The organism is Bradyrhizobium sp. USDA 372 (assembly GCF_053629095.1).
On the sequence record NZ_JBRJHR010000001.1, the window covers coordinates 5,534,998 to 5,547,339 of the forward strand.

Sequence of the window (12,342 nt, forward strand, 5' to 3'; positions counted from 1 at the left end):
GGGCGCGACCAAGTAAGAAAGCATTTCGGCGCACGCCTCACGACGCTGAGACTGAGATTGAGGGCGAGCCTGGGCGACAAACGATGGCATTGGTTTATGAGCGGTGAGGAGGCGGAAACCACACATTCCGCCGCGTCATCGCGATACAGGCGGGCCGCCTGCTCGACCAAATGACGATATGTTCGTCAGGCAAACGACGCTTCTTTTCGGCAGAGCCTTCCATATGTCGACGCGCTGAATTCGAGTGCCGGAACCTGGTCCCGCCGTACGAGCGGCCTGCAGCCTCCTGCCATGAGTAGTCGAATGGGAAAGACCCATTCCCACCGGAGCAGGTAATCGATGCTTAGTGCGCCTAACTGGCAACGCGACTCTCGCTGATCCCGTCCAGGTACTTGCAGATTGCGCGATTGTGACGGCTTCATTTCGAGGCAGTCGTTTGCAAGGGCTCGCCACACCGCACACGGTTTACAGGTCCGAAAAGCGTCGATGCTGAATCGAGCGCAACCTGAAATGTCGCCTGACACGCCGCTTCGCCTTGCTGATGCCGTGAAGATCGCATTTCCTTTCGGAGGAATGACGGTTGCCGGTCTACGCCGTGAGCGCGATCGCAACCGGTTGGTTATCGACAAGATTGCCAGCAAAGAATTTACAACGCTGGCTCATATCGAACGGATGCGAGAGTTATGCTGCGAAGACGCAAGAGAGCCAGACTTCAGGCCAAAAGCGCCCGCCGAAACAGGAGCGGACAGATCAGCCACCAGGCAACCTGAATTATTAGAGACAACGGACGGGATGTCGGCACAGGCTGCGCTGCAGATGAGATTGCGGCCGCAGAGGAAGAGCTAAGGGCTACATAACCTCCAACCACACCCCGATCGTGGTCGCGACACCGAGATGGGTGTCGGAGCCGCCGATTGCTACCGAACGGCGGTGACGTCGGACGGAGGCGGACTACAGCTCAATGGCACGAATATTACGCGACTGGCACCCTGTACGCCGATCACTTGATCGTAGCGGCTGACCAGAGCGGCAAGCGGATCGCCGTACTTGTCGATACCAAGCAGCCCGGCGTCAGCATCCAGGGCGATGGGATGGCTCCGGCCAGAGACTTACGGCGAGCGGTACAGTTGATTTCGGGAATGCGATCCCCGAGGACCGGATATGGAACGGAAGGCCGGGTCTTTGGAACGGCCTATGTTCAGCTGGTCCTGCTTGATCCTCGCCGGAATTGCGCGGCGCGCCGGTAGCGACAGGACGGAGTGGATTAAGGCGCGAACCCGTACCTTTACCCACGCGGTTGCCGACCTGCCGCGGAACGATCCGTTGGTGCAACAGGTTATCGGCAGGCTTTTCGGCGCGGCCTTTGGTGCGCGAGCAGCACTCTCGCCTGTTCTGCGCTGAATCGGCTGCTTGGGTGGGCCGTTCGTATGATTGCGCCAAGTGCCGGGCGTGCTTGCATGTTGGACGGCAATTGCCGGTCCCTTCATGCGCATTCATGTCTCCGATCCTTTCACAAAACAAGTGATCTCAGATGCCGGCGTACGCGATAAGAATGTTCCAGTCAGCCGCGGAAGTCGCAGTATTCAGTGCAGGGTGGCTATGCTGATGCCAAACTTCCGTGGTGATTGAATGGGCTTCTGCGCGGCGAGGAATGATAAGCTTGCACCAACACTGCAAAAAACTATGCGTTCGCCGCGGAACAAAGGAAGCTGCTTATCTCGGCGCCAGTTAAGATGGTGGCAGCTTCTCCGATCCGGGCCGTGCGCCATTGCGAATTGCCCTTCGCAAGAGGGTAAGAGCGGGGCGGGGCCCAATAGGCTCATGCGCTGGATTGGATGAAATATCGTAGGTCTGGTCGGTGTGGGGAAAGGCGGTAGCGCTCCCCCGCTACCAGGTGTGCTCGACTACTATTTAGGGCTTAAGGCTATCGCGCTTCTTGCTCGGTGCCGAGTAGCGCTTGCGGACGCGCGCGACTTCGGTGGGGTCGGGCGTCGGGACAGGAAACCTGCCGTCCGCCTCGCGCGGGCGTGCGTAGTGTCTGGTCGCGGTTTCGTCGCTGGCGTGGCCCAACAACGCCGCCACGATCGCAAGTCCGAGCTCCTTCTCCTCCGGCGTGCGAGCGGGAGCCACGTAGATCGCTTTCCATCTCGCCGCCGCGGCGTGCCGGGCTGACGAAAGGGTGGGGCGGCGCTTCCGCGTCGGGAAGAGCTGCTTCGTGACCCGACGCATCAGCGATCTCAGCGTTGAAATGAGAGTCTCATAGTGTCCATTGCAGGCCGCTTCGCGAGCCGCGAAGATCCATGCTTTCGTCTGGTCGACAAGTTCTTCAGGGAGCCAAGCCCAGCGTAACACGCGCGTTTCGCCGTGAGCCCGGCCATTTCCGGACTTGCCGTTCGCGAACTCCAGTTCCCATGCGTAGTCGGGATCGCTGGAGGGGCGGAGTTTGGCGCTTGGCCACTCCTCCAGTCTAGCACCGGTCAGCGATCCAGCGGTCAGACAGTCTACCAGGATACCAGCATTCGGGCTCGTGGTGGCCAGTGCACCGTGGCAGATGCGATCCAAATCGTCGTCGAGGCGCTTCAACTTCTGCTGAGAGGTGCGCAACAGTCCATCGTCGGACCTTTCGCGCGATTCGACATCCTCCAGGAGGGCAATCGCCGCGCGCATTTCCGGTACCAAGCTCGGCTGATCCTCCGCAACCTCGTTCATCATGAAGCGGAGGGCAGCGCGATTTTGGCGGAAGCTCGACGGGGCAAGCTCGGCGCGGCGGTCGACGAGGCTTTGGGCGAGTTCCCTCGGCGACAGCCGGCGTCCTGCTTTCTTGGCGCCCGCCGTCGCTATCTGCTTTGCACGGTTGCGGTATGAAATTTTGGTTTTCTCGGTCCGGGTGGTCATCATGCACCTCAGTCAGTTGAGCCAGGGCGGGGTCAGGATGTCGTGTCGGCGGCAGCGTGAAGCGATCTCGCGCACGAAATCCTCCACCGCTGCCTTGGCTGCGCGCAGATAATCGGGCGCGTACGGTGAATAGATCAGGGTCGTTTCGGGCGAGTCGGCGGGCTTGATGTGGCCCAGCCACTGCCCGATTTCGGCACGGTCGACGCCCTTCTGCAGCATATAGCGGGCGACGGAATGCCTGATTGAGTAGGTGTTTTCGCCGCCAGGGAGACCTGCACGCTTGCATGCAGCACCGAAGCCGGTGTCGATTTCTTCGACCGCGACTCCGCGCCATACGACCAACGGGCCGGGCGGCAAGTTGATCGTCCACGGCATGAGCGTATTGGTGATTGGCAAGTCAGGGCGGTACTTGTCAGTCTGGATACGGCCCTTCGCATTCAGGTGAATAATATTACAGGTGCCATCGATCTGATCAGCTTGCGCTTCGAGGATTGCGCCAATGCGGCTTGCCGTATTGAGGAGGAAAACGTTGGCCACAAGGAGGTGCAGATAGTCCAATTGATCAATTGCCGCAGCGATCTCAGGCGCCGTCATGACGCGGCCCTTCGCCGGCGCCGAACGGGCGTCATTCTTGCTCATGATATAGGGGATATGCGGAACGCTCTCTTCGGCCAGCCGGCGCTCTCCGACCGCTATCTTGCACGCGCTCCGCAAAACGGTGAGGGTCCGAGCCACCGTTGAAAGGGCAAGACCTTCTGCTTCTGCAGCCTTACGAAAGTCGTCGAAATCGCTTTTGACCATGGTCGACAAGATCGAAGTGCCGATGAGGCGATTGATGCGTTCAATAGCGATGTTGGTGAATTCCGCCGACTTGAGCTCGGCAGCGTGCGGCTTGTAGAGCTCAAGGACCTCAGCGACCGTCTGAATCGGCTTTTGAACCAGCGCGTCGCCGGGGTCGCCCGCGATACCGCGGGCGACAAGGCTTTTCACTTGGGCGATCGCATTCTCTAGATCGCTCGTGCGCAACGAGCGGTACACCATCTGCTGCGTTTCGCGGACGTAGGTCGCGACGTAGTAATTCGGGCTGTTGCTTGCCTTGCACAGCTCGAACTCACCGATCGAATGGACGCTCGTGTACCGCATCAGACACCAGCGCCGGCCGCGAACTCGCGCACCGCTTGGGCCGAAAAATACAAGACCCGGAAGCCGTCGATCGTGCGCAGGCGACCGCTCCGGGCTAACTTTCGCACGGCGCCCTTGCTAAGGCCGAGGACCGCCGCAACCTCCTTGGTCGAGAGCAACAGATAGGGGCTGCAATTATTGAGGTCGATCATGATAGGCCGGACTCCTTTGTTTACCATATCTATGGCTTTTCTAATCGCTCATCGACTAGCGCCGGCTCCGAACGTCACGCGAGCCATGGCAACGGTCAATGACGCAGTCGTACAAGAGGCGGGAAAACCTGTAGAGAGACGGGATTCCCAGCAAAATTTCCAGTTCTGCCCGGAGCCGGATCCGGTGGACGGTGGCGGACGAAAAGAGGCGCAGCACATAACCGGGAGGCATCCGGCGGTGGCGGCGATAGTAGGCCAGCGTGAAGGCTGCCGCCTGGACGGCAAGGAGCCGCCGCAGGCGTACCAAGTAGTTTACGCGTTCGTTGAGCCTACGCGGTGACGGGTACACGGGCGGCTCCGAGCAACTTGCGCAGCTCTCCGCCGACCCGCTGCCACCAAACCGCGATCTCGGTGGCGCAGGCCGTGGCCTGGAAGATGTGGACACCGAGACGCGCAGCGAGCTCATCGAAGTTCATCAGCAGCGCCTGCGTCGGGTCGAGGCCGGCGTCGGCACACACCTGCAGGGCCCTGCCAGCGGCGAGCGGGATGCGCAGGACCGGGACCTCTCCCGCCGCGGCGAGCAAGCGGTCGAAATGGCCGCGCTGCTCGCTGTTGACCGGCCAGTCGAACGGTCCCGCACGGCCGGAGAGAGCCAAGGCGCGGGGCAGGTGGGGAGCAACCTTCTGAAGGCTGTGGAGGTGCTTTTCAGCCTGGGCCATGTGCTCGCTGGAATTGGTGGTCATGACGATCGACAGCGCCTTCACCTGCATGGCGGCGAGCGTGGCGTCGAAGTTGGTGGCGGCCAGAACCTCCAAACGATGGCCCGCCGTGCCGCCCGCCCAATCGACGACGACGCCGGCGCCACTCTTGCGGGCCTCTATGACCGCCTCAAACAGCGGGGAAAGCACGCCGACCAGGCCTCCGTTGCGGATTCCGGCGGAGGCAAACTCCTCAAGATTGATGAAAATATCGCCCGTCTCCACCGCGCCTCGGCGGCGGCTGCTCTCGATCTGGACCCTGATGACCTTTCGTCCCACCTCGCCGAAGAAGTGTGCAACGCGGCCGGCCAAAACCGTCTTGCCGATCGAGGTGCCGTCCGCCGTGATCTCCACGAGGTCCGGAAAATCGGTCGTCTTAGCTGTCTTCATCGTTTTCGCTCCTTATCTTGTGTAGAAGTGCCGCGGTGCGGCGCGCGTGTGCCGGAAGGACGAAACCTGCCGGTCCGTTCGGGGAAGTCCGAACAGAACTGAGGCCGGGCATAGGGGCCGGCGGGTGTTGAACGGGCGGGCGTCGGGGCAGGCCGCCAGATGAGCGGGTTTCCTCCCCACTCTGCAGGGCATTGCAGGCCGGTGCAGGGCTCGGCAGGGGCATGCAGGGACCGGCCGACGTCGTGGTGCGGCGGCCGGCGCGTTCGCGCGCACGGCTCAGGGCGCTGGTAACCGTCCCCTCCGGCAGGACCATGCCGTCCTTGCGCGTCACGCCGGCGGCAGCCAGCACCTCGCCGATATCGGCTGCCGTCGCGCCATTGGCGGCCAATCGCTCGAACAGCTGCAGGTTTTGATCGAAAACGTCCTGAAAGCGGATGCGGCCGAACATGTTTTTGGCGCGCCGCCCAAGCGTGATGAGCTCCTCACGGAGCTCGGGCGGCAGGCGGTTAAACAAGGCTTTCCGGTGCGCCGTGGATGTCTCGGTGCTCATGCGGGCACCCGCAGGGAAGCGCAGCCGTTTCCACGAACCTTCCAGGAAAGGGCCAAAAGCCGCGGAAACGAGGCTTCACCGAACGTAACGAGCTGGAGCGAATGTGAACCAAAATCAAGGAGATACGCCGGCGAGCCCTTCCTTGACATGGTAGGGGTCACAGGTTCGATCCCTGTCGTGCCCACCATCCTTCGCTCGCGATAGCAGAGTGAAGGATGCCGCGCCGAAGCCCAACGGGCGGAGGCGGGCTGCCGCCGCGAGCTCGGCTCGGCAAGCCGGGAATCTCATTGCGAAGCGTGTCCGGCGTAGCTCGAAGAGCGTAGACGGACTGGTGCGGCCTCCTCGGTATCATTGGAACATCCGTAGCCTGGATGGAGCGCAGCGCAATCCAGGGCTCTATCCCCTTGGGCACCGCCTCGGATTACGCTTTCACTCCATACTGGCTACGATGCAGCCTTCCGACGCGAGGCCGCCCATGACCGTGTCCGTCATCGAACAGGCAAAGATCCAGGCGCAGGTGCTGGTGCCGCTGGTCAAGGCATTGCAGGCCGAGCTCGGCGAGGCGCGCGCCAACGCGCTGGTGCGCAAGGCGCTCGGCGATCTCTATCGCCGCTTCGGCGAGGAATTCTGGAAGGCCAAGAACGAGCGCGATCTCGGCAAGGCCGTGTCGTCGGCCTTCCGCACCTATGCCCGCGACGATGCGCTCGCCTATGACGTCGTGGAGCAGACGCATGACGCGTTCGCTTTCGACGTGACACGCTGCGCCTATGCCGAGTTCTACAAGGCCCTGGGCGAGCCGGAGCTCGGTTTTCTCCTGATCTGCACCGCCGACTTTGCCACCGCGGAAGGTTTTGGTCCCGACATCAAGCTCACGCGCACGCAGACCATCATGCAAGGCGCCTCCCATTGCGACTTCCGCTACAAGCGCGATGTGGGCGGGTCACGATGACGGGAACGATGCGGACGATCTGTCGCGCCGTGGCAATGCTGGTGCTGATGGGGCCGGTCATTGCGAGCGCAGCGAAGCAATCCAGAGTCTTTCCGCAGGCAGCAGTCTGGATTGCTTCGCTGCGCTCGCAATGACGATGCTGATGCAGCCGGCACATACATGCGGACCGTCACCCCCGCGCAACGGCGAAGCCGTTGTCGCTGGACGTGGCCGCTTCTTCAGCGGCCCTCGAAGGGCGACGGCCTCGCTGCATCCGGGCCGTTCGTCCTTCGAGGATCTCGGCGGGATGCATTTGCATCGCGCCACTCGCGCCTCAGGATGACGGAACGTCGCGTTTGCTCCCGCGCACCGCCGCCGTGCAATGCGTGCAGGCGAGGTCTTGTCGGAGCTGGATCTGCACCGCCTTGATCCACGACTCGCCGCCTGCCATTGTCCGATCGGCCACCACGGCAACGAGCCTGGTGCGATCGGGTTACGGCGTTCGGCGAAATGCGTCGCTGTGCCGGAGATGAAAAGAAGGCAGGCTTTCAAGATGAGCAGCATCAACAAGCCCGGCGGCAACTATCTGCCGGTGATCATCCATGATGGAATTGCCTATGTCAGCGGTCAGCTGCCCCGTCGCGGCGAGGACCTGCTGTATGCAGGCAAGGTCGGCGCTGGCGTCGATATCGCGGCCGCGCAGGAGGCTGCGGCGCTTTGCGCCGATCTCTGCATTGCGGCGATCAACCACGCAACGGGCGGCGAGGACAGGATCGTCCAGGTCTTGCAAGTCGTTGGATATGTTGCTTCAGCGCCCGGATTTACCCAGCAGTCGCAAGTCATGAACGGTGCCTCCGACCGGCTGATCGAACGCCTCGGCGATCGCGGCCGTCACACGCGGACGTCGGTCGGCGTCGCCGAGTTGCCGCGGGGAGCGCCGGTCGAGCTGAGCATGATTGCCGCCGTTCGGCCGTAGGAGGTCGTTCTATTTGACGAGATATTTGGCGACCGCCGCCTCGTCCCACGCGATCCCGTTGCCGGGCTCCTCGCTCGGCAGCGCAAAGCCGTCCTTGATCTGCAGCCGCGTTGCCAGCACGGCGTCGGCCCAGTCGACATATTCCAGCCAATGCGCTGATGGCGTCACGCAGAGCAGATGCGCGCTGATCTCCGAGAACAGGTGCGTCGACATCTCGATGCCGGCCGCATGGGCGAGCGATGCGGCCCGCAGCCAGCCGGTGACGCCGCCGATGCGCTGCACGTCAGGCATCACGTAGTCGCAGGCCTCCGCGGCGAGGGCGCTCTGCATGGAAAACGCGCTGTCAAAGTTCTCGCCGATCTGGACCGGCGTCTGCAGCGCGTCGGCGACGCGGGCATTGCCCTCATAATCGTCGTGGCGGATCGGCTCCTCGATCCAGGTGAGGCCCTCGTCGTCGAGCATCTCGCCGCGGCGGATCGCTTCGGTGACCGTCAGCGCCTGGTTGTAGTCGCACATCAGCGTAACCTCGTCGCCGACGGCCTTGCGCACCGCGCGCACGACGGCGAGGTCCTCCCGCGCATCGCTCCGGCCGACGCGGATCTTGGCGGCGTGAAACCCTTCGGCCAGCAGCTTGTGCGCTTCCTCCACCGCCGCGCCCGCCGGCATGATGCCGAGGCCCTTCGAATTGTAGGCGCGCACCGGCTTCGGCGCGCCGCCGAGCAGGCGCGCCAGCGGCAGGCCGCGCGTGCGCGCCAGCGCGTCCCATGCCGCCATGTCGATGCCGGATTGCGCCAGCCGCTGCAGGCCGGCGAGGCCCAGCAGCGTGAAGCGCTGGCTCAGCTTGCGCTCGATCTCGAACGGCAGCAGCTCGTCGCCGGCGACGAGGTCTGACATTTCCGTGACCATCGCCGTCAGCGGCTTCAGGGCCGAGGGCGTGATCGAGAACAGATAGGCATGGCCTGTCGCGCCGTGGTCGGTCTCGCAGTCGATCAGCACCAGCGGCGCCTTGGCGACCGCCCCGGTCGAGGTCTGGAGCGGCAGGTTCATCGGCACGATCACGGGGCGTGCGACAAAGCGCTTGATGCGGATGGTCTCGGTCATGGGTCTCTCCCGGCGGAGCGGCTGCAGGTCGCGCCGATCTTAAGCATCCGTGATCAAACGAAAAGGACCCGCGTGCGCTCGCTGCTGGAGACGCGCTGGCCTCGCTTAAGCCGGAATGAGGCCATTTGGCGTCAGTGCGAGTTGAAACTGCTTCCGCGCACTCCGTCCTCATCCTGAGGAGCCCGCCTAAAGCGGGCGTCTCGAAGGATGGCCGCACGGAAAAGCTCTCAAATGCGACAGCACTGCGCCTCCAGGGGAGGGTCAGAGTCACCTCATCTTGCCGCGCCTTCCGTGAACGCCGTCTCGATCACGTCCCCGAACTGCTGCCACGACCGGCCGTCGAATTGCACCAGCCGCATCTGCCTGATCGGCAGATAATTGTTCGGCGAGGTGCTCATCCGGATGTTGGGCAACGCCAGGGAGGGATTGACGTCCCTGAGCGAGGCCGCCTGGCGCATGATGTTCTCGCGCGAAAAGTCGTCGCCGCATTGCTTCAGCACCTGCGCCAGCGCCTCGGCCGCGGCGTAGCCATAGACGGCTGCGCTATTGTTGGTGCTTTCGACCTGATGGTATTTGTCCATGAAGGCGAACCAGTCCTTCATGGCGGGATCATTCTTCCAGGCCGGATCGCTCGGATCCTTCAGGAAGGCCGCCGAGATCACGCCGGCGGAATTCTCCAGCCCCGCGGGCGCCATCGCATTGGCGATCGAGGCGGAGGCATCGTTGACGATGAAGACCGGGCGCCAATTCATGGACGCTGCCAGCTTGATCACCTTGGATGCGGTCGAGGGCACGCCGAGGAAGACGAAGATATCGGCGCCGGCGCGCTTGAGGATCGAGATGTGCCCGTCGAGATGCTCATCGGCAAGGTCGAAGGCGATGTCGACGAGAACGTGGCGGTTGAGATCGCCAAGGCCCTCCTGAATCCCCTTGTACAGCATGCGTCCGAACTGGTCGTTCTGCCAGAGCACGACGATCTTCTTTCTGGGGTAATAGGCCTGGATGTAGTTGGCATAGATGCGCCCCTCCGACCGGAACGACGGCTGCCAGCCCATGGTCCAGGGAAACGCGTTCGGCTGGCTCAGCTCCTCGTCGCCGGTGGCAACGAACAGCTGCGGGATCTTCTTCTCGTTCAGGTACCGGCGTGTGGCGAGATTGCCCGGCGTGCCGAACGAGCCGAACATCAGGTGCACGCCGTCCGTCTCGACCAGCTTGCGCGTCAGCTCCAGCGCGGTCGCCGGATCGGAATTGTCGTCGCGGGTGATGAACCGGATCTTGCGGCCGTTGATCCCGCCGCGCGCGTTGACCATGTCGAAATAGGCCGCTTCTGCCTGGCCGATCGCGCCGAACTCCGACAGCGGCCCCGAATACGGCATGACATTGCCGATGCGGATCTCCTGGTCGCTTGCGGGTTGAACCGAGTGTTGCTGCTGCGACATCGCGCCCAGCGATGCGACGGCAATCGCGGAAACGAACAGCATCCTGCCGATGACGCGCATGTTCGATGCCCTGTGGTTGGCCCCCAAACGAGGTCGGCTCAATCCCCACCAAGGCCGCTTGATCTAGGTCAAGCGTTTGGCAATCGTGTGGCTGGGAGCGCGCTTCGATGAAAGCGGCAGGCGTGTTGCCGCAACGCGTTACGGCAACCCCCGCGCCTCCAACTGATGCACCAGCAGCAGCGTCGGCTCCGCGAGGCTCTCGCCGGAGCCATCGAGGCCGAAGGCGCTCGCGATACCGTCGCGGCTGCGCAGCAGCGTGCTGCGCGGGCAATGGCCGGCGCCGCACAGCGTCTTCTTCAGGGTCTCGCCCTGCGCCACGAGACCGGCGGAATCGTCCGCGGCCCAGGCCAGCACGATCGGCACGTCGACATTGAGGATGCCGGGGAACACCGAGCGCTTGTCGTACTGGGTGGCATCGCCGCCGAGATAGGCCTTCTCGCTCTCGCTGGCGTCCTTGCCAGCGCGGTAGACCCCGGACACCAGCACCACGCCGGCGACGTCGGCGCCGGCGGTCTGCAGCTCCGGATGCGCCAGCAGGGTGGCGACGTGGAAGGCGCCGGCGCCGTAGCCGACCGCGACGATTTCGCGGGCATCGCCATTGAAGAGGTCGATATTGCCGTGGACCCAGGACAGCGCCGCCGCCACATCGGACGCGCCGGCCGGCCAGGTCGCCGCGGGCGCCAGGCGATAATTGACCCGGACCCCGATCATGCCGTTGCGCGCGGCAAAGCACATGGCCTGATCCTGGATCTGGCGCGACAGCTCCGGCGCTCCGCGGTCGCCGGTGAAGGTGTCACCCGCCACGAACACCAGCACCGGCCGCGGCGTATCGGCCTTGGTCGCGCTGGCCGCGACATCGAGCACGTTGGCCTCGCTCTCGCCATAGCGCAGGCCGCGCGAGAAGGTCACCTGCTCGCACAGCCGCGCGGTGCCGCCGGCGGTGGTGTCGGAATCGGTGAGGCCCACTTGCACGAGATCGGAGGGCGGCGGCAGCCGGCCCGGCACGGGTCCGTGCGCGGAGGCCGCGGTCATGGTCAGAAACAGGAAAAATGTCAGATAATTCTTCATGGGTGTGGCGGCCTTGCGGGACTCATCTTGGCTCGCAGATATGGCCCGTCTTTTTCAATTCGTCTCATTAGTCCGCCGGCCTTGAGGCGAATTCGCGGCGCCTTGGCCGACACCGCGCGCAGCCGCCGTTTTATCCCGATCCGTCAAGCCGTTGTCCGGCGCCGCCGAGGCTCGCGCCGAATCTGGCGTTCTACTGTGCATGGGGTTGTTTTCGCAGTTTTTGTTTTGGACGGCCCGTCAGGCCCGCTTCATTGTCCGGAAGGTGATGGAGTAGCGAGGCGCCGCGACCGGCGGGATGCTGTGCTCCCATTGCGACCGCGCCTCGCCGTCCATCATGTAGAGCGAGCGCGGCAGGGCTTTGAGCGTGTGGCGCTCCCACTTCTTGCCCCTGCGACGGCGGAAGCGGAAAGCGCAAGGCGAGCCCAGCGACAGGCCGAGCACCTTGTCGAAATGCGGCTTGTCGCGATGCCAGCCGATGCCGACGCCGACCTCGTATTCGGTGCACAGCACCTGCCGGACGCTGCCCTCCGGCAGCCCCGCCCAGGCCTCGACCTGGTGCGCGACCGGCCGCACCCAGTCCGGGATCGGATCGGCCTCGGCTAGAAGCTGCAGCGTGTAGTCGTAGCGATAGCCGAACGACGCCACCCGGCGGTTGCCCTCGAAGACGCCGAACTGAAAGCGCTGGAGCGGCAATGCTGCGATGCGGGCGATCAGATCCTGCTCGGTGGCACGATCGATAAAATCGTCCGTGTAGCGAAGGCCGGCCGGGCCTTCCTGCGGGTCGGCGAACAAACCTAGCTGCGTCATGCCTCGCATTTCCGTGATGGAACCTCTTTGCGGCTG

General features: G+C 63.7%; 13 protein-coding genes. 4 read left to right on the top strand and 9 right to left on the bottom strand.

What is annotated here, in order from left to right; genetic code table 11:
• The first annotated feature begins 486 nt into the window (after positions 1-486).
• On the top strand, positions 487-846 hold the full coding sequence (locus tag AB7M16_RS25860) for an excisionase (RefSeq protein ID WP_124163896.1): 360 nt from the start codon (positions 487-489) through the stop codon (positions 844-846).
• A 315-nt stretch (positions 847-1,161) separates the two neighbouring features.
• Positions 1,162-1,401, top strand: a complete 240-nt coding sequence (locus tag AB7M16_RS25865) for a hypothetical protein (protein ID WP_453945458.1) — start codon at positions 1,162-1,164, stop codon at positions 1,399-1,401.
• A gap of 510 nt (positions 1,402-1,911) precedes the next feature.
• Here AB7M16_RS25865 and AB7M16_RS25870 read toward each other — a convergent pair.
• From AB7M16_RS25870 to AB7M16_RS25890, 5 genes are all read right to left on the bottom strand, one after another.
• A complete protein-coding gene (locus tag AB7M16_RS25870; protein ID WP_124163897.1) occupies positions 1,912-2,898 on the bottom strand; it encodes a hypothetical protein in 987 nt (328 codons plus the stop codon).
• Between the two features lie 9 nt (positions 2,899-2,907).
• Positions 2,908-4,038 carry a tyrosine-type recombinase/integrase gene (locus tag AB7M16_RS25875; protein WP_124163898.1) on the bottom strand — a complete coding sequence of 377 codons (1,131 nt, stop codon included), beginning with the start codon at positions 4,036-4,038 and terminating at the stop codon, positions 2,908-2,910.
• Positions 4,038-4,229, bottom strand: a complete 192-nt coding sequence (locus tag AB7M16_RS25880; RefSeq protein WP_158626806.1) for a helix-turn-helix domain-containing protein — start codon at positions 4,227-4,229, stop codon at positions 4,038-4,040. The genes AB7M16_RS25875 and AB7M16_RS25880 overlap by 1 nt, the downstream gene beginning before the upstream one ends.
• A 329-nt stretch (positions 4,230-4,558) precedes the next feature.
• Positions 4,559-5,377 carry a hypothetical protein gene (locus tag AB7M16_RS25885; protein ID WP_124163900.1) on the bottom strand — a complete coding sequence of 273 codons (819 nt, stop codon included), beginning with the start codon at positions 5,375-5,377 and terminating at the stop codon, positions 4,559-4,561.
• Complete coding sequence (locus AB7M16_RS25890) at positions 5,364-5,927, bottom strand: hypothetical protein (protein ID WP_124163901.1); 564 nt, start codon at positions 5,925-5,927, stop codon at positions 5,364-5,366. Before AB7M16_RS25890 ends, AB7M16_RS25885 begins: the two co-directional genes overlap by 14 nt.
• A gap of 475 nt (positions 5,928-6,402) precedes the next feature.
• On the opposite strand from AB7M16_RS25890, the gene AB7M16_RS25895 reads away from it, so the two are divergent.
• Both AB7M16_RS25895 and AB7M16_RS25900 read left to right on the top strand, forming a co-directional pair.
• On the top strand, positions 6,403-6,876 hold the full coding sequence (locus AB7M16_RS25895) for an L-2-amino-thiazoline-4-carboxylic acid hydrolase (RefSeq protein WP_453945459.1): 474 nt from the start codon (positions 6,403-6,405) through the stop codon (positions 6,874-6,876).
• 532 nt (positions 6,877-7,408) lie between these two features.
• A complete protein-coding gene (locus tag AB7M16_RS25900; protein ID WP_453945460.1) occupies positions 7,409-7,831 on the top strand; it encodes a RidA family protein in 423 nt (140 codons plus the stop codon).
• Positions 7,832-7,840: 9 nt separating this feature from the next.
• Here AB7M16_RS25900 and AB7M16_RS25905 read toward each other — a convergent pair whose 3' ends face one another.
• The 4 genes from AB7M16_RS25905 to AB7M16_RS25920 all read right to left on the bottom strand — a co-directional run bounded on the left by AB7M16_RS25905 (position 7,841) and on the right by AB7M16_RS25920 (position 12,306).
• The gene (locus tag AB7M16_RS25905; protein WP_453945461.1) at positions 7,841-8,932 is read right to left on the bottom strand and encodes an enolase C-terminal domain-like protein; all 1,092 of its coding nucleotides are present in this window, start codon (positions 8,930-8,932) and stop codon (positions 7,841-7,843) included.
• A gap of 272 nt (positions 8,933-9,204) precedes the next feature.
• Positions 9,205-10,431 carry an ABC transporter substrate-binding protein gene (locus AB7M16_RS25910; protein ID WP_453945462.1) on the bottom strand — a complete coding sequence of 409 codons (1,227 nt, stop codon included), beginning with the start codon at positions 10,429-10,431 and terminating at the stop codon, positions 9,205-9,207.
• A gap of 138 nt (positions 10,432-10,569) precedes the next feature.
• A complete protein-coding gene (locus AB7M16_RS25915) occupies positions 10,570-11,499 on the bottom strand; it encodes an alpha/beta hydrolase (RefSeq protein WP_453945463.1) in 930 nt (309 codons plus the stop codon).
• Positions 11,500-11,736: 237 nt separating this feature from the next.
• On the bottom strand, positions 11,737-12,306 hold the full coding sequence (locus tag AB7M16_RS25920) for an alpha-ketoglutarate-dependent dioxygenase AlkB (RefSeq protein ID WP_439365641.1): 570 nt from the start codon (positions 12,304-12,306) through the stop codon (positions 11,737-11,739).
• Positions 12,307-12,342 lie beyond the last annotated feature (36 nt).